We start from the raw sequence: 22,508 nt of genomic DNA, 5'->3' as shown, positions 1-22,508 counted from the left end.
CTGTAGGAAGCGATGTGTTAAAAAAGTTCCGGTAACGTTTCCATTATACATAAACACTATATCTTTGTAAATTGGAGCGCAGAAATAATTACTACTGAATATATACTAAAGTGGTCTTCTTAAATCCTGCGGCAATGTAAGTGATAGCAGTGTACATAAGGCCAAGACTGTAAATGATGACTGCAGTGCTCTGATTTCTTACGAAAACGATGCAGCAGACAGCCAAAGTAATGCTGACAAGTCCATGGGCAAGATTTTTTCTCCAGCTTTCTTCGCCATACAGGTGGGCTTCCCGGGCTCGCAGAATCTCGACAAAACCCTGAAAAGCGTGAACCAAAGCGAGGTAGATAAGAATATATACTTTCGGAATATCGGCAAAAGAAAACGTGAGGAAGGCAAAGTCAACTAAGATGACCCCCTTATATAGCACAAGTCTGCCACCGACCATGTATTTTGCCATTGTGAAGTAGTATATGAGAGTTTTTAAACCTGAGATAGAAAGACTTAAGGTTAAAAACAATAAGACAAAAACGTAGGAATCACTCCCAACGATCAGCATTACTGCTGCAATGATGAGGGTGATAAGCCCACGAAGTATAGCACTGAATTTCTGCATATAGGTCATAACTTGTTCCTCGTTTCAAAACGTGAAAAGCCTGCAAGCATATTTTTTGACTGATAGATCTTGTTTGAGACCATTGTTTTTTGAGATAATGCACCGTTTATAAAAAGTCTATGAATGTGTTATTTTTCGCATCTTTATCAGCCTTTATGTATTCGCCCTGGTACTTTGCAAGGTCGAAGGCGGGAATCTCTTCTCCGGACAGTTCTTCACCAAATTTTTTCCAGTCTTCACATGCGTTTAGCTGCCTTTTTTCAAGGATTTCCATGATCCTGTCCCCATACTTTTCATGGACTTCGGAGTCATAGACTTCTTTTTCGAAATTATCGATCTTACCGCCAAGGAACTTCATTGCAGTTACCATCTGAAGAAATGCGTTCATGTAGTCCTTCGGATTATCTTTGTATACGTCCCTGTATTCATTCCAGGAAGGGTAATACCTGTATCTGGCAAAAGAATAATCGGGGAAATGCCCTGCGCGCCCGTGTCCGAGGTTCATTACAGAATTCTCATTGCCCTGATGGAGAGTGTTGGTGTAGAGGCATTTCTCAAGATCATCAGGTGCAGAAGGGCTGTGCCTGAAGGTAATCCTTTTTTCTATAGCAGAGCCATTTTCAGTGAGTATTTCAAAGAAGTCGCGGTCAGTATTGTTTATGACCTGAGAAGGTGTTCCTGCAAAGTACATATGAGCCCAGGTGTCTGCGAGAACATGCATGGCAATACCAATGTGCTGAAGAGAATTATCTTTTGCATTCTTGACAGTATCTACGACTAAATCGCCGTTAGGACCGCATATTAGCCGGTATTTATTCATGTAGCGCTTATTGCGCTTTTCCTTTTGTGCATAGAGATCTTTGGGTAAAAAATGAAATGATGCCCAGATCCTTGTGATGTTCTGGAGACCTAAAAGGTCTGTCCTTGCTTCCATCATTTCAAGCTGCAGCTGAGTTGTGGCAGCAATCTGAGGAGCACCTATTCTGGCAAGAAAAGTTGCGGAACACAGATCGACCAGTTGGGCACTGTAACATATATCAAGGCTTTCTTCGTGGGAGAAACCTGCAAGGAAAGCTGCGCAATATGTGGCATAGTAATGAAAATCTTCCTGCATTATTTTCCGGACCTTTCTATATTTTTTAACAATTTTCTAAGCTTTATCGTTGAAGCATTCAGGTCAAAGAGACATATACATAAAGTCAGATCAACGAAAAACGATACGATTGTTGAATCTTCTACGGAATCTTCTGTCGGATAAAAATACAGAGGTAAACAAACGAAGTTGATAACAAGCAGTAAAATTGTCCAGATTAAAAAACGGGTTTTCGAACTTTTTCCATGGGCATATCTGATGGCACTTAAACCTACGATAAAGTGGAAAAAAAGGATGGCTCCAAATGAGATAAAAATGAAGCTGAGAATAAAAAACCTTAGATGTTCATATTCTTCCCTGGATAGATCGAGTATGGACATTAGCGTTTGTGCGCCGACTGCAAGAGACATCAGAAATTTAAGAAGTCCCCATAATCCTGACATTATCAGCACGATGCCGCCAGTTTCAATGTTTGTACGATATTTTTTTAGTTGAACTTTTATATTTTCATTCATAGGATCATTCTTTCGTGTGATTATCAATATTTCGTCATTATTATTCTATACCTTTTTTCGAAAGAATAATATTAAATGAGAAATAATATCATGTTGTTGGCATATTAAAGAGAATAGCGTCAGAGAATCTGGGAGCTCTTTTGACACTTAGAAGACTAAGCGTAAGACTAAATAATGAATAAGTGTAAAACAGACCCAAATCAGTGAAAATGGTTTAGGGTCTGTTTTTTTCGCTAATGTATAAGGGATAAATAGAATGGATTAATGATAGCTAAGAAGGCAGCTTTAAGGTGTCATGAGTTTATGGACTAATTTGAGGAGGAAATAATAGTATGCAAAAAATTGTAACTGTAATCATTATTGCGGCATTAGCTACTGTCAGCTTTACAGGGTGTGGGTCAGTAAGTAGTTTGTTCTCAAAAGAAAGCCAGAAGGTAATACCTTTTCCTGATGATAAGTATGGTCAGATAGTGTGCTATGAAAAAGAGTTTGAGAGTTTTTCCAGGCTTGATCTGGATGTGTCCTTCGGCGATGTGTATTTGGAAAAAGGTGATAAATTTAAGTTGAAGTATTGTTATCCTGAGAAACTTGTACCGGATTACGAAATTAAAGATAGCTCTTTGATAGTGAGAGGAAAAAGAGTAATGGGTATTTCCAATGAAGATGGTAGAGAAGCTTTTCTGACTATCACAGTTCCTGATGATATTTGGTTTAATATGGTAAGATTAGATAGTGGAATGGGGGATATTAAAATAGATGGTATTACCGGAAAGGATTTGAATGTCGATGCCCTAATGGGCAATGTTACAGTAAGTGACAGCACATTTGAAAAGGTAAGTATCAAAAACTCCATGGGAGATGTGAAGTTTGATTATGTTACTGCGAAGCTTGTTGATGGTGCCGCAGCAATGGGAAACGTAAATATCAGTACTTCATCAGTAAATGAAGTAAAATGGAACAATTCTATGGGTAATGTAACCATTGATGGAAACTTTGAGAATTTAAGGATAAATAATTCAATGGGTGACATATACGTAAATTGTGAAGAAAACTGGAAGGGTAAGCTCTATACAACAATGGGAGTTGTCTCTGTGAATGGACAATCACATGGAGAGACATATTCGCGTTAAATGAACATGTAGGTTTAAGCTGAAAAAATGAGGAAGTTTTGCGAGGTTTGTATGAGATTATTATTACTTGAAGATGATGTTGCTATAGGAATGGGGCTTAAGTACTCTTTGGAAAAAGAGGGTTATGAGGTCGTTTATGTAAAAAATAAGATGCAGGCCATACAGTCTTTCGAAGTCGGTACCTATGACCTGTGCATATTGGACATTAACCTTCCGGATGGAAACGGATATGATGTCTGCAGGTTTATAAAGGAAAAAGAAGATGTTCCCGTAATTTTTCTTACAGCAATTGATGCAGAGGTCAATGTTGTCATGGGACTCGAAATGGGAGCAGATGACTATGTGTGTAAACCTTTTAGAATAAGTGAACTCATGGCCAGAATAAAGACAGTCCTCAGGCGAAGCGGCAGAAACAGAGACGCAGAATCTGCTAGCAATGATGGTATTTTGGAAATACAGGATGTGCGTATCCATACTTCTGAAGCCAAGGTTGGCATAGTTAGTGAAACTACAGGAAAAGAAAATATGGTAGAACTTACGGCTTTGGAATATAGACTGCTCCTTGCCTTTTATAATAACAGAGGAAATGTTATGACGAGAGGAAAGCTCCTTGAAGACATGTGGGATGTCAACGGAGACTTTGTTAATGACAACACTCTTACGGTTTACATAAAAAGACTCAGGGATAAAATAGAAAAGGACCCTTCAAACCCGCAGATCAAAAACGATAAGGGGCATGGGATATATTGTAGAAAGATAGTTAAGTAGCAAAACAACTGATCAATGCAGCTTAGAAGACTTGAAGACAGAGGGATTGGTATGCTAAAAAACAAAGAATTCAGAATGATGGTTAGTATAGCGATTGTTATAACTATGGCCATTTCTATATGCGGATATGCGCTATGCGGTATACCCGCATTTATTATGTCAATTTTATTGGGCGGATCATTGACGGTGATCTTTATTATGACCACGAAAAAGAGATATGAAGCAATTTCTTCTCTTAGTTCATATCTTGAAAAGGTTCTTGCAGGCTTAGAAGCGCCCAATATCCTTGATCAGGAAGAGGGTGAGCTTTCTCTTCTTAAGACCAATATCTATAAGGCAACCTCTACATTGCAGTATCAGAAAGATCTTTTAACAAAAGATAAGATGGCACTTGCAAATGCTATTGCAGACATCAGTCACCAGCTTAAAACACCACTAACATCCATGATAGTAATGAACGATCTCTTAAAGACAGAGGATGATAAAGACAAGCGCATGGAGTTTTTGCAGACCCAGTCCAATCAGCTTGACAGGATGAACTGGCTTATACAGACTCTTTTAAAGCTATCCAAGATTGATGCTGGAACAATAGAGATGAAAACGGAAGAGGTCAGAGCAGATGACTTGATGAGGGAAGCGATAAAACCTTTCGGGATTCAGATGGATCTAAGGAATATCAGATATAGCACGAATATAACGAATGTTTTGCTAAAATGCGATAAGAACTGGACTGTAGAAGCTATACAGAACATAGTAAAAAACTGTATCGAACATATGGAAGATGGTGGGAAACTACAGGCTTTTACAAATGAGACCAATATATTTACTGAAATAGTAATAGAAGATACCGGCTGTGGAATTGCAGAGGAAGACCTGCCCCATATATTTGAGCGCTTCTACAAAGGAAAAAATGCCTGCAAGGACAGCGTAGGTATAGGACTTGCACTTTCGAGAACCATCATAAACAGTCAACATGGTGATATTCTGGTGGCTAGCACCCCTGGCAAGGGAACTAAGTTCAATGTGAGATTTTATAAGACAATTATCTAATGTGACAATTTTGTAATGAAATAGTCACAAGGCAGTAATACTGGAGTTTTAATCTGTTCTCAGATAAAAAATAGAGTTTGTTTGAGAAGGGAGACAAAAGAAAAATGAATATTTTGGAAATCAGAAACCTTTGCAAAGTATATGGAAATGGAGAAACGAGAGTCGATGCCCTTAAAGACGTTTCTTTTGATATAGAGCAAGGGGAATTCGTGGCGATTGTAGGGCCTTCAGGCTCCGGCAAGTCAACGCTTTTGCATATTTTAGGAGGAGTTGATGTACCATCCTCAGGTGTTGTCAACATAGCAGGAACAGATATTGGAAAGCTAGATGAGACAAAACTTGCTATTTTCAGAAGGAGAAACATAGGACTTATATATCAGTTTTACAATCTTATTCCAATACTGAATGTGGAAGAAAACATGACGCTCCCAATTTTGCTTGATGGCAAAAAGCCTGATAAGAAGCTTTTAAAAGATCTTGTGGAAAAGCTTGGACTTAAGGACAGATTATCGCACCTTCCCGGTCAGCTTTCAGGAGGACAGCAGCAGAGAGTTTCCATAGGACGAGCACTTATGAATCATCCGGCACTGCTTCTTGCCGATGAGCCAACAGGAAACCTTGATTCAGAAAATAGCAGGGAAATCATATCTCTTTTGCGCAAATTCAATAAAGAGAACAATCAGACTGTTATAATCATTACTCATGATGAAAAGATAGCTCTTTCTGCAGACAGAGTTATAACAATTGAAGATGGTCAGATTATCCGTGATTCCAAGAAAGAAGGGGTGATGGCATCATGAATATTGTATCAAAACTCACCTTGAAGCACCTTCTTGGAAACAGGAAAAGAACTATTGTAACTGTGCTTGGGATAGCTACATCCACAGCACTTATCAGCGCTATAATCCTTGGAGTGTTCTCTTTTTTTAAGTTTTTTGGAACCATAGCCGTTCGCTCTGACGGAAATGTACATGCCGAGTTTGACGAGGTAAGCTACGAGCAGTTTTCCTCTCTATCTCAGGATAAAAGAATTGCCATAGCAGGCGTTTGTGAGATGGAAAAAGAACAGAGCGGAATAAGGCTCATAAATGATAAAGAGTACAGATTCAGAGTGGGAAATATCCAGCATGCTGATGAAAACTATCTCTCTATGGCGGTTGTAACTGATTATGAGGGCACTCTTCCAAAGAATTCTTCGGAAATAGCTGTGGAGGAGCAGTTCCTTATAGATAATGGCCTTGAAAACTTGAAAATAGGGGATTCACTTACTTTTGAACAGGGCTATAGATATATAAATGATGAACTTGAAGGTTTTCTTTATCTGGGTGGGAATTATCGCTCAAATGAGAGGTTTGAGACGCTTTCAACCGAGACATGTACAGTAACAGCAATCCTTCATGGGAATATGCCAACAAAAGACTGGGATATACTTCGTGGCCTGGACAGTGATTTTTATCCTGATACTGAAAAAGCGCAGGTGTTCATTCAGCTAAAAAAATGCAACACCACTGCAATAAAGCAGCTTAAGAGCATTGTTTCGGATTATGGAATTAAAAAATACAACCTGAACACAGAGTATTTGCTGAGCGTTTTTTCATTTGAAGGAAGTGCCGGAACTTACAGATCTTTTTTTGTAATGATGGGCATAGCACTTGCAATTGTAATTGCAACTTCGGTTATTCTTATCTTCAATTCTATCGGAATGTCATTGACAGAGAGAATGCGCTATCTGGGAATGCTTGCAAGTGTGGGTGCTACAGCAAGGCAAAAGAGATTTTCGATTTATTATGAGGGACTAGTCCTGGGATTTGTAGGCATCCCTTTGGGGCTTTTGCTGGGATATATAGGAACTAAAATAACACTTGATATTCTTGGTGAAAAGATCATTGAGTCGGATATGCTGTTTGCTGCCAAGGGAATGAGTGGTGGAATACCTATAGTTTGTGACATCAGTGTTTTGGCAGCAATTGTATTTTTTGCAGCGATAACAATAATGATCTCAACTTTTGTCCCGGCGATAAGGGCTGCAAAAGTCATGCCAATAGATGCGCTCAGGCAGAACAACGTTATTAAAGTTAAGGCAAGAAAGCTCAAGGTAAACCCTCTTATAAGGAGAATCTTTGGATATGAGGGAGAACTTGCCTACAAGAATATAAAAAGAAATGGCGTAAAAGGGAAGGTTATCACTGTAACTATAGCAGTGTCGGTTATCCTGTTCCTGGTTATTAATTTCTTTTGCAAATCAATTGAAAGAGCTAATAAATTTGAATTCCAGATTCCGTATCAGATAGTAGCGTCTTGTTCATTATCTGAGGCGGATAAACTGAGAAGCGCCCTGAAAGATATGGAAGGTGTTGAAGATGTGTACAGTGTCAGTATGATTCAGTTTCTTTTCAAAAAAGGCCCTGATTCTAAGACAGAACTTGCCAATACAGAAATTGCTGACCCGAAGTTTCTTTTGCCTGAGTTTTCAAAACTTGAATTGGTGGGAATGTTTGTCTTGGCAATTGATGATCAGGAATTTGATAAGATACTTGCTGACAACGGACTTGAGCGGGATGACTATTATCAGGATACTGTGAAAGGCGTGCTGCTCAATGACTATTTCCACGAAAAGAAACCAAGCGAAGTGTTTAATGATGAAATTTTGGGACAGAGCGTACACTATGATAAGACACAGGGGTATCCGCCGGCTGTGGAAATACAAGCTTTTGTGAAATATGATGCCGACAATAAGGTTTACGATCTGGTTCCTAAGACCAATATAGCTGTCTATGTACCGGCATCAATGTATTTTTCCAATGCAAAAGAGGTGCTTCCTGAGGAAAAACTGGTTGTAGATCTGGGAGTTGAAACGACTGATCACAGGGAAGTTTACGACAGAATATACCAAATGTTTGAGGGTGAGGGATATCACAATTACTATTGTTCTGACCTGACCGATACAGCCATGGTAATGGATACGGTCACTTTGATGCTTAAGACTGCAATGTATGGGTTCACTGCGCTTTTGACGCTCATTGCCATAGCAAATATTGTAAACACCATATCAACGGGAGTGCTCCTTAGGAGAAAGGAGTTTGCTATGTACAAGTCAGTAGGCCTTTCAAGTGGCGGTTTTAAAAAGATGATAAGACTTGAGACAATGCTCTATGGCATAAAGGCACTCATGTTCGGAATCCCGGCATCTATCGTGCTCAGCCTATTGATGTATAACGTATTTGAGAGCAATCTTTTTACATTTGATCTGGACTGGCTTATGTATATGATCGTGATAGCTGCAGTATTTGGAATACTTGGAATCAGCATGGCTCTTAGCGTTAATAAGATCAAGGATGACAATATCATAGAAGCACTAAAAGAGGATTCAGTGTAAAGTAATATAAAATAAGTGAAAACATTTACTGCTCCTTTTATATTCGGTATTATGATAATAGGATATGAAAGGAGCAAAAAAATGCGCAGGCATTATCTTGATAATATCAGATGGATTACTGTAGTGATCGTTGTTTTATATCATGTTCTATATATGTATAACGCAGAAGGAATCGTTGGCGGAGTTGGAAAAATCACGAACCTAAATGTACAATATTACGATATTTTTCAATATTTTGTGTATCCTTGGTTTATGCCACTTTTATTCATTGTGGCAGGGATAAGCAGCAGGATATATCTTGATAAACATAGTGACAAGGACTTTATTAGCGCCAGAACCCTGAAATTACTGGTGCCTTCGACTATTGGACTTTTTGCATTCCAGTTCATTCAAGGATACATAAACATTAGCTTAGGGACAGCTTTTCAGGATCTGCCTGCCATGGGAGTGCCAAAGCCCGTGATTTTCCTGATAATGGTTGCATCAGGAAGTGGTGTGTTGTGGTTTATGCATCTTCTCTGGTTATATAGCATGGTACTAATTCTATTGAGGAAGATCGAAAAAAACAGGCTTCTTGAGCTTGGGGCTAAAACTCCCATTTGGATGGTGATCCTTCTATACCTGCCTGTTTGGGGAGCAGCACAGATTCTTAATACACCTATTGTTGTGGTTTACAGATTCGGGTTTTATTTTGCATTCTTCATGCTGGGTTACTTTGTTTTTTCAAACGATGAAGTAATGGAGAAGCTTAAGAAATATACCTGGGGATTTATGATCTTTGGATTTCTTTTGTGCATAAGTTTCTCGGTTTTGTACTTTTTGGTGCAAAAGGGTAAAAATTACGCTGATGTCCCTATAAACAGAGGGCCGCTTTTTGCAGCCTGTGCGTACTTTGGTTCATTGGCAGTGTTATCAGGTATGGCGAGATACTTAGATTTTACAAACAGCTTTTTGACCTGGATGAGTAAAAAGAGTTTTGGCCTCTATGTTTTCCATTATTTGGGAATTTCATCCATGGCATTTATATTTGCCAAGAACAGGTTATTGCCCCCATTAGCATGTTATATGCTTAGCCTTGTCGCTGGTTTTGCATTTGGCTATGGACTATATGAGATCATCTCAAGGATCCCCTTTTTCAGGTGGGCAGTACTTGGAATTAAAAAGAAATAGTGTTTACGATATTTTTTTATTGACAAGTTCGGTCAATCATAATAATGTATTTATAGTCGATAAAATTACGAAAGGAGGTAAACACAATAATGATTATCAGAGTTAGACTTAATAATTTAGTTAATAGGAATAGTGTGGTTACCTCGCTGGAGTTTGCTTGATGTAAGTATACTCGAATGTATTATCAGCGCGGTTTCCGCAAATGGAGATCGCGCTTTTTTATGCACAAAGATAATGGCGCCAGTCTTGGGTGTAAGAAACGGTAGGATCTCCATGGGATTTCCTATCGTTTTTCTTTTTGGACAACTAGTTTTTGCAACAGCGCATAGCGCAAAAGGATGTGATTTATATGAAAAAGTATATTTTAAGAAACTGGTGGAGATATACACTTGGGGGCATATGCCTTGTATGCAGTACTTTGGTGGATATTCTCGTACCGTTTATAACACTTTCCATGGTGGACGATGTAATTGTGGGAAGAAATATGGATATATTCAGGAGAGATATTCTCCTGTATGTGGCAGCAGGTCTTGGAAGGGCAGCTTTCCAGTTTGTTAAAGAGTTTTTGTGTGACATGTCGGGATGCCGTGTGGCATCAGGCCTTAGAAAGGATATGATGAAACATATCTTTTCACTTCACAAGGGATATTTTGACAAAAATAATACCGGCGAACTTATGGCAAGAGTTAAGGATGATGCCGGCTCAGTATGGGATCTTACAGGTTTTGTTGGAATGCTCATGACAGAGGCGACCATTTATTTCTTTGGAGTCATCATCTGCATGGTGTCACTTAACTGGAAGCTCAGTATAGTTCCGCTTGTATTCATGCCGCCGCTTGCTTACATAGCCCTTCATCTGGAAAAACAGCTTAACAAGGATTATGACGATATCAGCGAAAAGAATGCTGCTCTTACCAAGGTGGTTGAAGAGAATATATCGGGAGTAAGAACAGTAAAGGCTTTCTCTGCTGAGAGCAGTGAGCTTAAGAAGTTTGATGAAAAGAATCTTGAATATGCAGATTCCAACAAAAAGTTTGCTACAGATCTTGCGGACACGGATCCTCTTCTTGGAATGATTCCAAAGATCATGCAGACCTTCGTGGTAGCAATTGGAGGATATGCGGCTATTAAGGGCAGCATCACATATGGTACCCTTGTGGCTTTTGTATCATATTCTATCAGCATCGTATGGCCAATAGAGAATCTTGGGTGGATGTTGTCACTTGTTTCTCAGGGACTTGCGGGATACAAAAAGATTGAAAAGGTTATGTCTACAAAGCCTGAAATAACAGACGCTCCAATGGATGCATGCGGTGAGGAAAGCGTGCCAGACGTGGAAAGCACAAGTAGAGCCGGAGAAATCGCTTTTGACAATGTGAGTTTCGAGATGGAAGGAAAGAAAATCCTTAAAGATATTTCTTTTACCATTAAGAAGGGAAAGACTCTTGGAATCATGGGAGCTACCGGAGCCGGAAAGAGCACGATAGTTAATCTTATCGAGAGGTTCTATGACACTTCAAAAGGCGCTGTCAGGATCAATGGAAAAGACATAAAGGATATGACAATGGCTGATATAAGAGCATTTTCATCAGTGGTTACGCAGGATGTATTTCTTTTCTCCGATACTATTACTGAAAATGTGAGGCTCGGAAGCAAGGATACAATGGATGAACTGACTGTAAGGCGCGCCATAAAAAGCGCCCATGCCAAGGAATTTGTGGAAAAGATCACAGATGGTTATGATGCAGTTATCGGCGAGAGGGGAATTGGCCTTTCCGGCGGACAAAAGCAGAGACTTTCTATTGCGAGGGCTCTTGCTAAAAAAGCTGATCTTCTTATCCTTGATGATTCCACATCTGCCCTTGATATGGAAACGGAGGCAGCTATTCAGAAGGAGCTTAAAGATAATAGAGATATGAGTAAGATCATCATCGGTCACAGAATTTCATCAGTTAAAGATGCCGATGAGATCATTGTTTTGGAAAACGGAATGGTAAAAGAGAGGGGCACACACGCTGAGCTTTTGGCTCAAAAAGGCCTCTATTACAGCACATATGAAGCTCAATACGGCGACTATAGAAGAGCCATGGCTTCAGGGCAGTAATTCTTTTACCTGGCAACATTGGATAGGCATAGGGAGGTGTTATAAATGGCTATAAACAGCACCAGAGAAGATGAAGAATTGAAGGAGAGCATAAAGGTCGATGTTCTTAAGAGGCTTTTTGCAAATCTCCTGCAGTACAGAGGAAAGATCGTGGCAGTTACGCTGCTTATTCTTTTGACAGTAGCGATATCGACGGTTTATCCACTTTTGATAGAAAAAATAATAGATGATGAGATAGTAAACGGGAATGTGAGAGGCCTGTTTATAATGGCTGGTATCATGATAGGACTTGCGATTATCAGCTATTTTGCAACCAGGGTATGGAGGCGGATCATGGCTGATATTTCAAATGATATGATCCTGAACATCAGAAGAAAGCTCTATATCCACATTCAGGAGCTTGGAGTTGACTTTTTTGACCAGAGGCCCTCAGGTAAGATCCTTGCAAGGGTCACAGGTGATGTCAATGCACTAAAAGAGGTTCTTTCAAGCACTATAACAACTCTTGCTCCGGAAGCAGTAAGCCTTATAGTGATCCTTGTGATAATGATCGTAAAGAGCCCGGTGCTTTCCCTGTCAGCGGCAGTAGCAGTTCCGATCATTCTCTTCGGGTTATATTTTTGTGAGATTCTTGCTCATAAGAGATGGCAGATGTGGAAGAAGAAGGACTCTAACATGACAGCCTTTATCCATGAGGGAATCGAAGGTGTGTCAGTTATACAGAGCTTTAACGCTGAAGATGAAGCCAACAGGGAGTTTGGAGATATTGTTGATGAGGTGATACATGCCTTCAGAAGGGCAGTTGTCATTGCAGACCTGTACAGTCCAACTATTGAAATAGCAGGTGGACTTGGGACAGCCACTCTTTACTATCTTGCAGTGACAAAACTTGGAGTTACTGCAGAGTCCATAGGTACTTTGTCAGCGTACGTTCTGTACCTTGGAATGTTTTTTAACCCTATAAGAAATCTTGCAAACTATTACAATAAGCTGATCACAAACATTGCATCAGCTGAGCGTGTTTACGAGATCATGGATATGGAGCCTCTTGTGAAAAATGGTGAGGAGGCAGAGGATATGCCAGAAATTCAGGGAAATGTGGAGTTTGACCATGTTACCTTTGCATATCCCGATGAGCCTGATGTGGACATATTAAAAGATGTAAGCTTTAAGGCTAAAAAGGGTGAGACAATAGCACTGGTCGGCCCTACCGGTGCAGGTAAGACAACGATAGTGAGCCTTATCAGCAGATTCTACAATACCAAGAGCGGGCGGGTACTTGTTGATGGGAAAGACATCAGCAAGGTTACTATACAGTCCCTCAGAAGTCAGCTTGGTATCATGACTCAGGATAATTATCTGTTTTCAGGTACTATAAGGGATAACATCAAGTACGGAAAAACGGATGCTACTGACGAGGAGATGATCGCTGCAGCAAAGGCTGTACATGCCCATGATTTCATTGAAAAGATGGAAAATGGCTATGATACTGTGATTACAGAAAGAGGCGGAGGATTGTCAAACGGACAGAGGCAGCTTATTGCTTTTGCGAGAACTCTTTTGACAGATCCTAAGATTCTCATACTTGACGAGGCAACCTCAAATATCGATACCAAAACGGAAATATTGGTTCAGAGAGGAATTGAAGAACTTTTGAAAAAGAGAACCTCATTTGTTGTAGCTCACAGGCTTTCAACCATAAAGAATGCAGACAGAATATTCTTTATCGATGATGGCGGAATTCTTGAGTGGGGTGATCATGAGAGCCTTATGGCAAAAAAAGGAGCCTATTACAACCTGTATGCATCGCAGTTTGTGAGTGCATCATAATAGAACGTTACTGTTCACTCGCATACAGCTCGCTCCAGTAACCACTTCGCGCATTCATTCCAAATCGACTTCGTCGATGGAATGCGCTCACTCCCGTATCAAGTTCTCACGAAATGCGCAGCTTAGTGCGCATTTCTGTCTGAACAGTAACAATAGAACACATTTTTAGTCAAAATGCCATCTTGAAATTTGGACTCAAAAAGTGTATGTTTATCTTGTCCATACAACTGGCGGATAAGTGGGTAACCACATGGGAGTATGGATAATATTATTAAGTCGACCGCCTGGGCAATCAAGTTAAGGATTGCTCAGGCTTTTCTTTTGTGTATCATCCGGATCCGGAGCAATTCCCCCTAGAGAGGAGACAATATGATAGATTTACAGAAAGAGATTGGAAGCACTTCATACCCTGGAAGAGGCATTGTTATTGGTACTTCTGAGGATGGAAAGTATGCAGTATGCGCATATTTCATTATGGGAAGAAGTGAAAACTCAAGGAACCGTGTATTTGTAGAAGATGGAGAAGGCATCAGAACACAGGCTTTTGATCCATCAAAGATGGAAGATCCAAGCCTTATCATTTACGCACCTGTTCGTGTTCTTGGAAATTCTACTATTGTGACTAATGGTGATCAGACTGATACAGTTTATGACCTTATGAAGGAAGGAAAGACTTTTGAAGAGTCACTCAGAACCAGAGAGTTTGAGCCTGATGCTCCTAACTACACACCTAGAATTTCAGGTCTTATGAATGTTGAGAACGGCAAATATGATTTTGCTATGTCTATCTTAAAGAGCAACAACGGCGATCCAAGCCAGTGCCTGAGATTCACATATACATATGACAACCCAAAGGCAGGCGAAGGATACTTCATCCACACATACATGCAGGATGGAAATCCTCTTCCAAGCTTTGAAGGAGAGCCAACAAGAGTAAATATCGCAGGAGATATTGATACATTTACAAATAATGTATGGAATGCACTTAATGCAGATAATAAGGTATCTCTTTTCACAAGATATATTGAAATTGCGACAGGCAAGTATGAGACACGCATTATCAATAAGAATGCCTGATTTTGCTAGGCTTGAATGAGCTGTGGCTGATAAATGAAAATGTAATTAATAAAAAGGAGAATCTCATGAACGAAATTCAGCTTAAATATGGATGTAACCCAAATCAGAAGCCATCACGTGTATATATGGAGAACGGCAGTGACCTTCCTATCGAGGTATTAAACGGAAGGCCTGGATATATTAACCTTCTTGATGCCCTCAACGGATGGCAGCTTGTATCGGAACTTAAGAAAGCAACAGGACTTCCTGCAGCAACTTCATTTAAGCATGTTTCCCCTGCAGGTGCTGCAGTTGGAACTCCACTTACAGATATTGAAAAGAAGATCTACTGGGTAGAAGACCTTGGAGAGCTTAGCCCTCTTGCCAATGCTTATGCAAGAGCCCGCGGAGCTGACAGAATGTCTTCATTTGGAGATTTTATCTCACTTTCTGATGTTTGTGATGCTGATACGGCAAGACTTGTAAAAAGAGAAGTATCAGATGGAATCATTGCTCCCGGCTATACAGATGAAGCTCTTGAGATCCTTAAGGCAAAAAAGAACGGCAACTACGCTGTTATCAAGATTGATGAGAACTATGTACCTGAAGAGATCGAGAAAAAGCAGGTATTTGGTGTTACTTTTGAGCAGGGACATAACTTCATCGAGATCAATGAAGAAATGCTCAAAAACATTGTTACAGATAACAAAGAGCTTCCTGAGTCAGCTAAGATTGATCTTATTATCGCTCTTATTACACTTAAATATACACAGTCAAACTCAGTTTGCTATGTAAAGGGTGGTCAGGCAATCGGTATCGGAGCAGGCCAGCAGTCAAGAATTCACTGCACACGTCTTGCAGGTTCCAAGGCTGATAACTGGTTCCTTCGTCAGGCACCACAGGTTCTTAACCTGCCTTTCCTTGATACTATCAAGCGCCCGGACAGAGACAATGCTATTGACCTCTACATCGGTGCTGATTACATGGATGTTCTTGCTGATGGAAAGTGGGAACACATTTTCAAGGAGAAGCCACCTGTATTTACAGAGGCTGAAAAGAGAGCATGGCTTGATAAGAACACTGATGTTGCTCTTGGATCAGATGCTTTCTTCCCATTCGGTGACAACATCGAGAGAGCATATAAGAGCGGCGTAAAATATGTTGCTCAGCCTGGCGGATCTGTTCGTGATGACAATGTTATCGAAGCAGCAAACAGCCATGACATGGTAATGGCCTTTACAGGTCTTCGTTTATTCCATCATTGATAAACTCATTCTTTATAATATTAAAACAGGCTTCTGCTAAAAAAAGCAGAAGCCTGTTTGTTTAGTACATATCAAAATGTTACATTAAGTTCTCATCATAGATAGCACGCTGGCCGCCGACATATTTAGGACGGTGGCGTGCACAGATGATGGGTGCTTCACCTATTTTTCTGAGCGATATTCTCATAGGAACTACAACGCTATGCATGTGCATTCCAATCATGGTTCCACCGATATCGATTCCGGCATCGGCTTTCCCACATATTGATTCAACAAGAACAGGATCCTCAAATCTCTGGTAGCTGACTGTTGCCATGGCGCCACCTGCGTGATTTGGCTGAGGGATAGCATTAACCTGTTCAAATCCGTATTTTTCCATGGCGGCTCTTTCCATTACAAGAGCTCTGTTTAAGTGTTCACAGCACTGCACAGCTGCAAATATGCCATTTTCTTTTAAAACAGGCATAATGCCATCGTACACTGCATTTGCTGAGTCCAGATTTGTGGCTGTTCCTATCTGGTCACCAAGAATCTCACTTGAGGAACATCCTATCACAAAGACATCGCCTGCTTTAAGGCGTGCTTTTTCAAGTATCTCGGTTACGGCCTGACGGCTTTGTGCAGTAATATCTTCAAAATTCATGTTTTTTACCCCTGTCATACTTATATTTGATCCTAATAATTTTCACACAATCATATGCGAATTGCAATTGTAACTAAATGATAAAAAAAATCTGAAATAACGTTATAAATACACTTTGTTTACATTAGCTGTGTTACAATTTATATATATGCCAATTGGGATTATTGGCTCTTTTTGGTATGATGCGGGGTGCTTTATGAGTTCATTTGAACAGGGAAAGTTAGATGAATATGGCCATATGGATAATCTGACAGGGCTCCATAATCTTACGGGTGTATTGGATCACCTTCAAGGAAATGGAGAGTATTCTGCATCAGGTATTACTGTGGTTATTTATCTCAATATAATGAATTTCAAGGCTTTTAACCAAAGATATGGTTTTCTGGGAGGAAATGAGTTCCTCGAAGGAATAGCTACAGAGATAGAGAGAATCTTTGATCAGTCGCTTATTGCAAGGACAGGAGATCAGTTCATCATTCTTTCCAAAAAGCTTCAGGAAGATGAAATAATAGAAAAGCTTGATCAATTAAGAAATGCTGCGCGCAAATATGAAAGAAACCTGAATATGCGTATTAAAGCAGGCATTTATAAGGTGCGTGGCGATGAAGCATACCCTGTTTTGTTCATAGACAGGGCAAAGATTGCTTGTGATGACATTATAAGAGTTTATGACAAGGATAATAATTTCTATTCTGACGAGCTAAATAAAAAGAATGAACTAAGGCAGTATGTAATTGATAATTTTGAGAGTGCATTCAAAAAGAGATATTTTACTGTATATTACCAAAAAGAAGTCAGGGCACTTACGGGAAAGGTTTGCGGATATGAAGCGCTTGCAAGGTGGATGGATCCTGTGCATGGCATGATATCGCCTGCTATTTTTGTGGAAGTGCTTGAAAGCGTGCATTTGGTACATAAGCTTGATATATACATCATTGATATGGTGTGCGCAGACCTAAGGGATGATATAAACAGTGGTTTTTGTGTGGAGCCGGTTTCAGTTAACCTTTCAAGACTTGATTTTGAACTGTGCGACATAATGGCAGAAATTGATAAGTGCAGAGAAAAGTATGGGATTCCCAAAAAGCTTCTTAACATAGAAGTTACGGAAAGTGCAATAGCCAGCGGTTCAACTTTTCTTGGAGGCGAAATAAAGAAATTCAGAGATGCCGGATATCAGGTTTGGATGGATGATTTTGGGGCAGGATATTCATCATTCGGCAACCTTAAATCCTATGATTTTGATATGCTCAAAATAGACATGAGCTTTATAAGGGAATTTGAGACAAATAAAAAATCAAGAGTTATTCTTGCAACGATTGTAAACATGGCAAAAGAGCTTGGGATTCACACCCTTGCCGAAGGTGTGGAGACTCAGGAACAGTATGAGTTCTTAAGGCGAATAGGTTGTGAAAAGATTCAGGGATATTTTTTTGGAAAACCTAAAGCTGCGGCAGATTTTGACAGGCCAAAGGAGAGCACTTTGGAGATCTGTGAAGATGTTGATTATCATGAGTACTATGACGATATAGGCGGAATAAATTTCCTTGGGAGTACACCACTTCGTCCCAAAACTATGCAGGTTATTAATAACCTTCCTATTGGATTATATGAAATTATTGATGAAAAGCCGATTATTATTTATGCCAACGATGCTTATAGGAATTTTTTGAGCAGCCTTGGCATATCAAGTGTGAATGAGGCAAATAAAAGGAATCAGAGTGTTGATCTCACCGAGACAAAAAGACTTTTGGAAATATCAAAAAAGGCCGAGATGTCAAGTGATAAGAGAGCTGAAATGGACATGGTTGTTAACGGGAGCGTGATTAATACTAAAATCAGGTTCATTTCGAGGCATGGATGTAAGGCTGCTTTTGCAATAGTCTCAAGAAATATCACAATGCACGGCGAAGCCAAGAAATCTGACAATATTCAGGTTGCGATGGCACATGTATTTAATCAGTACTTTAGAGTGGATCTTTATGATGAAGATGGAACAGTTGAGAATATATTCCTGAATTCAGATCAGCTTGCAGTTGCAGATATAGAGCCAAATGCTGTAAAAGCAGTTCAGATGTATTCAAATATGTATCTGTATGAACAGGATAGAGAGAGATTTAGAAAGTTTTATGACATAACAACTGTTCTTGAAAGAGTAAAGAAGGTTGACAGAGATTATCTTGTGGATTATTACCATTCTGCAATTCCCGGTGATAATGGAAGAATGCAGATGTACATGATACTTCCTTTCTACTATAATGATAGGTGGAAGTATATATCCTGTTGCAGATATGCTGATGATGTCAGCGATGACAGGATATATAACTAAATACACCAATCGAAAGTGGATAGGTATGCTTAGATTTTGCTTTGGGGCATCCGGTTCGGGGAAAAGTACCGGATTATATAACGAGGTAATAAAAAGAAGTATCAAGGAACCGGGGAAATCTTTTTATATAATAGTTCCTGATCAGTTTACGATGCAGACACAGAAGGATGTAGTAAAAATGCATCCTTCTCACGCTATAATGAATATAGATGTACTGAGCTTTGGAAGGCTTTCACACAGGATATTTGAAGAGCTTTCCATAAGCTCTTTTTCTGTGCTTGATGATCTGGGAAAAAGCCTTGTTTTACGGCGCGTCGCAGATATTCTTGGAGCGAAACTCCCGATTATAGGAAAAAACATGCATAAGCCCGGTTATATTGATGAGGTAAAATCAACTATCTCTGAGTTTATGCAATATGGCATTTCAGATGAAGCTCTTTCTCTTCTTGAGGAAAAGAGCTCTTCTAAAGGTGCACTTAATTCCAAAATCAAGGATTTGAGGCTTCTCTACAGTGAGTTTTTGAAATACATCGATGGTAAGTATATTACTGCCGAGGAGACTCTTGACGTTTTGTGCAGAGCGATTCCAAAATCCGGACTTATGAAGAATAGCGTTATAGTCTTTGATGGTTTTACCGGATTTACGCCAATACAGTACAGGGTTATCAAAACACTTATGGATGTGGCAAGCGAAGTTGTGGTTTCTCTTACAATCAGTCCTCTTAGTGACCCTTATGAAGGAACTTTTGAGGAGCAGGAGCTCTTTATGCTCTCAAAAAAGACAGTACTTGACCTTGAAAAACTTGAATACCCGGGGAATATGAGTTTTGATGCATGGAGAAATGTTAGAAACCAGGAAATGTCTGTAGGTGAAAATGGGGATATTTTCATAAAGGAAAGCCCCGTGAAGAGACTTGAGAATAACAAACCACTGGCGTTTTTGGAGCAGAATCTCTTTAGATATAACAAGCTAAAATATGAAGAAGAGCAGGATGTTATATCAATTTATCAGGCAAGTACGCCTTTTGAGGAGGTTAGACAGACTCTGATAAAAATCTCAGACCTCATAAGAGAGAATGGCTATGCTTACAGAGATATGGCACTTGTCTGCGGCGGTCTTGATAATTATAGTGATATTCTCGAGACCGAAGCGGAAAAGTTTAATATCCCAATTTACATCGATAAGAATAGCAGCTTGCTTTTGAATCCTTTTATTGAATATATAACCAGTGCTATAAATATTGTTATTTCAGGGTACAGGTATGAGGATGTATTCCACTATATGAGGAGTGGAATGACATCTTTTTCTGCTGAAGATACAGATCTTTTGGAAAATTATGTCAGAGCACTTGGAATCAAGGGAAGAAAACAGTGGGAAGACAGGTTCCTTAGGCATATGCCCAAGAAATTCAAGTCTTCCTCCAAGGACAAAGACTCGGAGAAAGAGCTTCTCTTACTTGAAAAGCTCGAAGGAATGCGTGAGCAGATAAGTCTTTGCCTTAAACCTTTGTTTGAGAATAAGAAAGGTAAAGTATCCGATATAACCAGGGCTCTTATACAAGTAATAGAAACTGAAAATTGCAAGGAAAAACTCGATAACTATAAGGAAAAGTTCAGATCACTTGGCAATGAAAAGAAAGCAAGAGAATATGAGCAGATCTACGACAAGATACTAAATCTTCTAAAGCAGATCGATGAGCTTCTTGGCGATGATGAAATTGATATCTCTGAATATAGGGACATCTTAAGTGCCGGATTTTCTGAGATTGAAGTTGGCACCATCCCTCAGGATGTCGACAGAATAATTGTTGGAGATATCGAAAGAACAAGGCTTAGAGAGGTTAAGGTTCTCTTTTTACTTGGAGTTAATGACGGATATATACCGTCAGGAGCAGGTACAGGAGGAATTCTCTCGGACATCGACAGGCAATATCTGCTTGAACTTGATACAGGTGTAGAACTTGCACCGACTCCAAGGCAGCAGATGTATATACAGAGGCTTTATCTGTACATGAACCTCACCAAACCGACAGACAGGCTCTTTTTATCATATGCGGAGCTTGGTGCTGACGGAAAGTCACTTCGTCCCGCATACCTGGTGCCAAAACTTCTTCAGATGTTCCCAAGCATGACTGTGGAAAAGCCTGAGGATGGAAGCTTTGAGGATCAGCTTGTGACCGCGGATGACAGTTTGGACAAGATTTCTGAAATGTTGAGAAAGTATGCACTCGGAATTCTTGAAGACAGAGAGAAAGAAAACTTTATAACTCTTTATAAGACGCTGGGGCAGATAGATGTGGAAAACAGCAGGATTCTTAACAGGATTACAGAGGCTGCCTTCAAACACTATGAAGATAAGCCGCTTTCAAGAATGATTGCTTTGTCTTTATATGGAGCCAATCTTGAAAATTCCGTGAGTCGACTTGAACAGTTTGCAAGTTGTTGCTATGCACATTTTCTTAAGTATGGACTTAGGCTTGAAGAGAGAAAAGAATATGAATTTAATGCGGCAGATCTTGGAAATGTATTCCATGAAGTGTTGGAAAAATACACCCATGAGATCATGAAAGGTCAAAAGAAATGGCAGGACATCACAAAAGAAGAGTCTGATGAATTATTAAATCGTATTTTAACAGAATGTATCACCGGTTATGGTGAAACAATACTTATGAGCAGTGCCCGTAATCAGTACATGACAGAACGCATAAAGAGGATTCTTACAAGAACTGTGGACACTTTGAAATATCAGATTTCTAAAGGGCACTTTGAGCCTGCATATGTAGAGATGGATTTTAGAGATGCCGGTAATATTGATGAGATAAATGTAACTCTCTCTGAGGATGAAAAAAATAATATCCTTACCAGCATGAAATTGCATGGACGTATTGACCGAATCGATTTATGTGAGGACTCTGACCATGTGTATGTGAAGGTTATAGATTTTAAATCAAGTGGACACAAGTTTAATGTGGCAGCGCTTTACTACGGGCTTCAGCTTCAGCTTGTGATGTATATGAATGTTGCAACCGCAGCGGTTAAGAAAAAACACGGTGGAAAAGATACAGTTCCGGCAGCAGTGCTGTATTATCACGTTGACGATCCATTGGCAGATGGAAAAGAAGATTTACAACCGGATGATATCAATAATGCCATAAAAGATAAGCTTAGAACGACTGGGCTGGTCAATGAAAATATGGATGTCATAAATCTTTTAGATGAAGGGTTAAACGGTAAGTCTGATGTCATTCCTGTTGAGCTTAAAAAGGATGGATCAGTGTCAGCAAGGTCAACAACTGTGACACTCAATGACTATGAAGCTATTTCAAAATTTGTGGATTCCAAGATAAAAGAGTTTGGAAACAGGATACTTCAGGGTGAGATTAAGGTTAATCCTTATGAAATGGGTGACAGGACTTCATGTACTTATTGCTCTTACAGGTCTATTTGTGGATATGATGAGAAAATATCAGGCTATTCGATGAGAGAACTTGATATAAAAAGTGATGAGGCTATGGAACTCATAAGAAATCAGAATAATTAAATGTTGATTTAATATTTGAAAT

At 39.6% G+C, this 22,508-nt stretch carries 16 protein-coding genes and 1 riboswitch; of the genes, 12 read left to right on the top strand and 4 right to left on the bottom strand.

Features of this window, described 5'->3' with window-relative positions:
• Positions 1-91 precede the first annotated feature (91 nt).
• From BM146_RS09990 to BM146_RS09980, 3 genes are all read right to left on the bottom strand, one after another.
• A complete protein-coding gene (locus BM146_RS09990; protein ID WP_074888116.1) occupies positions 92-625 on the bottom strand; it encodes a hypothetical protein in 534 nt (177 codons plus the stop codon).
• Between the two features lie 97 nt (positions 626-722).
• Complete coding sequence (locus BM146_RS09985) at positions 723-1,730, bottom strand: DUF6765 family protein (protein ID WP_074888114.1); 1,008 nt, start codon at positions 1,728-1,730, stop codon at positions 723-725.
• Positions 1,730-2,224 carry a hypothetical protein gene (locus tag BM146_RS09980; RefSeq protein ID WP_074888111.1) on the bottom strand — a complete coding sequence of 165 codons (495 nt, stop codon included), beginning with the start codon at positions 2,222-2,224 and terminating at the stop codon, positions 1,730-1,732. Before BM146_RS09980 ends, BM146_RS09985 begins: the two co-directional genes overlap by 1 nt.
• Positions 2,225-2,556: 332 nt before the next feature.
• Between BM146_RS09980 and BM146_RS09975 the strand changes: the two genes are divergently transcribed.
• The 10 genes from BM146_RS09975 (at position 2,557) to BM146_RS09930 (ending at position 15,973) form a co-directional block, all read left to right on the top strand.
• Positions 2,557-3,354, top strand: coding sequence for a DUF4097 family beta strand repeat-containing protein (locus tag BM146_RS09975; RefSeq protein ID WP_074888108.1), 798 nt, complete (start codon positions 2,557-2,559; stop codon positions 3,352-3,354).
• 51 nt (positions 3,355-3,405) lie between these two features.
• On the top strand, positions 3,406-4,122 hold the full coding sequence (locus BM146_RS09970; RefSeq protein WP_330391814.1) for a response regulator transcription factor: 717 nt from the start codon (positions 3,406-3,408) through the stop codon (positions 4,120-4,122).
• A 15-nt stretch (positions 4,123-4,137) separates the two neighbouring features.
• Positions 4,138-5,172, top strand: a complete 1,035-nt coding sequence (locus tag BM146_RS09965) for a sensor histidine kinase (protein ID WP_242949382.1) — start codon at positions 4,138-4,140, stop codon at positions 5,170-5,172.
• A gap of 104 nt (positions 5,173-5,276) precedes the next feature.
• A complete protein-coding gene (locus tag BM146_RS09960) occupies positions 5,277-5,972 on the top strand; it encodes an ABC transporter ATP-binding protein (protein WP_074888106.1) in 696 nt (231 codons plus the stop codon).
• On the top strand, positions 5,969-8,548 hold the full coding sequence (locus BM146_RS09955; RefSeq protein WP_074888103.1) for an ABC transporter permease: 2,580 nt from the start codon (positions 5,969-5,971) through the stop codon (positions 8,546-8,548). The genes BM146_RS09960 and BM146_RS09955 overlap by 4 nt, the downstream gene beginning before the upstream one ends.
• Before the next feature lie 81 nt (positions 8,549-8,629).
• Entirely contained in the window at positions 8,630-9,718 is a 1,089-nt protein-coding gene (locus tag BM146_RS09950) for an acyltransferase family protein (RefSeq protein ID WP_074888245.1), read from the top strand.
• A 349-nt stretch (positions 9,719-10,067) separates the two neighbouring features.
• The gene (locus tag BM146_RS09945; protein WP_074888100.1) at positions 10,068-11,822 is read left to right on the top strand and encodes an ABC transporter ATP-binding protein; all 1,755 of its coding nucleotides are present in this window, start codon (positions 10,068-10,070) and stop codon (positions 11,820-11,822) included.
• Positions 11,823-11,867: 45 nt separating this feature from the next.
• Positions 11,868-13,652, top strand: a complete 1,785-nt coding sequence (locus tag BM146_RS09940; protein WP_074888097.1) for an ABC transporter ATP-binding protein — start codon at positions 11,868-11,870, stop codon at positions 13,650-13,652.
• Between the two features lie 213 nt (positions 13,653-13,865).
• Positions 13,866-13,949, top strand: a riboswitch (ZMP/ZTP riboswitch).
• Between the two features lie 72 nt (positions 13,950-14,021).
• Complete coding sequence (locus BM146_RS09935) at positions 14,022-14,729, top strand: IMP cyclohydrolase (RefSeq protein ID WP_074888094.1); 708 nt, start codon at positions 14,022-14,024, stop codon at positions 14,727-14,729.
• 65 nt (positions 14,730-14,794) lie between these two features.
• A complete protein-coding gene (locus tag BM146_RS09930) occupies positions 14,795-15,973 on the top strand; it encodes a phosphoribosylaminoimidazolecarboxamide formyltransferase (protein WP_026663877.1) in 1,179 nt (392 codons plus the stop codon).
• Positions 15,974-16,052: 79 nt separating this feature from the next.
• Here the strand turns inward: BM146_RS09930 and BM146_RS09925 are convergent, their stop codons facing one another.
• Positions 16,053-16,634: a TIGR01440 family protein gene (locus BM146_RS09925; protein WP_334292729.1), complete on the bottom strand. Its 582-nt coding sequence runs from the start codon at positions 16,632-16,634 to the stop codon at positions 16,053-16,055.
• Positions 16,635-16,812: 178 nt separating this feature from the next.
• Here BM146_RS09925 and BM146_RS09920 point away from each other — a divergent pair, with 178 nt between their 5' ends.
• Positions 16,813-18,945, top strand: coding sequence for a GGDEF domain-containing phosphodiesterase (locus BM146_RS09920; RefSeq protein ID WP_074888087.1), 2,133 nt, complete (start codon positions 16,813-16,815; stop codon positions 18,943-18,945).
• Complete coding sequence (locus tag BM146_RS09915) at positions 18,875-22,486, top strand: PD-(D/E)XK nuclease family protein (protein ID WP_242949381.1); 3,612 nt, start codon at positions 18,875-18,877, stop codon at positions 22,484-22,486. Before BM146_RS09920 ends, BM146_RS09915 begins: the two co-directional genes overlap by 71 nt.
• The last annotated feature ends 22 nt before the right edge of the window (positions 22,487-22,508 follow it).

The organism is Butyrivibrio proteoclasticus (assembly GCF_900115735.1).
Taxonomy (GTDB): domain Bacteria; phylum Bacillota; class Clostridia; order Lachnospirales; family Lachnospiraceae; genus Butyrivibrio; species Butyrivibrio proteoclasticus_B.
The sequence above is the reverse complement of the archived record's forward strand: the minus strand, read 5'-3'. Positions and strand labels throughout refer to the sequence as shown.

Bases quoted from the DNA above. Each gene is read 5' to 3' on its own strand.
- BM146_RS09940 (WP_074888097.1), top strand. From the start codon at position 11,868: ATGGCTATAAACAGCACCAGAGAAGATGAAGAATTGAAGGAGAGCATA.
- BM146_RS09930 (WP_026663877.1), top strand. From the start codon at position 14,795: ATGAACGAAATTCAGCTTAAATATGGATGTAACCCAAATCAGAAGCCA.
- BM146_RS09975 (WP_074888108.1), top strand. From the start codon at position 2,557: ATGCAAAAAATTGTAACTGTAATCATTATTGCGGCATTAGCTACTGTC.
- BM146_RS09955 (WP_074888103.1), top strand. From the start codon at position 5,969: ATGAATATTGTATCAAAACTCACCTTGAAGCACCTTCTTGGAAACAGG.
- BM146_RS09960 (WP_074888106.1), top strand. From the start codon at position 5,277: ATGAATATTTTGGAAATCAGAAACCTTTGCAAAGTATATGGAAATGGA.
- BM146_RS09935 (WP_074888094.1), top strand. From the start codon at position 14,022: ATGATAGATTTACAGAAAGAGATTGGAAGCACTTCATACCCTGGAAGA.
- BM146_RS09915 (WP_242949381.1), top strand. From the start codon at position 18,875: ATGATAGGTGGAAGTATATATCCTGTTGCAGATATGCTGATGATGTCA.
- BM146_RS09970 (WP_330391814.1), top strand. From the start codon at position 3,406: ATGAGATTATTATTACTTGAAGATGATGTTGCTATAGGAATGGGGCTT.
- BM146_RS09990 (WP_074888116.1), bottom strand. From the start codon at position 625: ATGACCTATATGCAGAAATTCAGTGCTATACTTCGTGGGCTTATCACC.
- BM146_RS09925 (WP_334292729.1), bottom strand. From the start codon at position 16,634: ATGACAGGGGTAAAAAACATGAATTTTGAAGATATTACTGCACAAAGC.
- BM146_RS09920 (WP_074888087.1), top strand. From the start codon at position 16,813: ATGAGTTCATTTGAACAGGGAAAGTTAGATGAATATGGCCATATGGAT.
- BM146_RS09965 (WP_242949382.1), top strand. From the start codon at position 4,138: ATGCAGCTTAGAAGACTTGAAGACAGAGGGATTGGTATGCTAAAAAAC.
- BM146_RS09945 (WP_074888100.1), top strand. From the start codon at position 10,068: ATGAAAAAGTATATTTTAAGAAACTGGTGGAGATATACACTTGGGGGC.
- BM146_RS09985 (WP_074888114.1), bottom strand. From the start codon at position 1,730: ATGCAGGAAGATTTTCATTACTATGCCACATATTGCGCAGCTTTCCTT.
- BM146_RS09980 (WP_074888111.1), bottom strand. From the start codon at position 2,224: ATGAATGAAAATATAAAAGTTCAACTAAAAAAATATCGTACAAACATT.
- BM146_RS09950 (WP_074888245.1), top strand. From the start codon at position 8,630: ATGCGCAGGCATTATCTTGATAATATCAGATGGATTACTGTAGTGATC.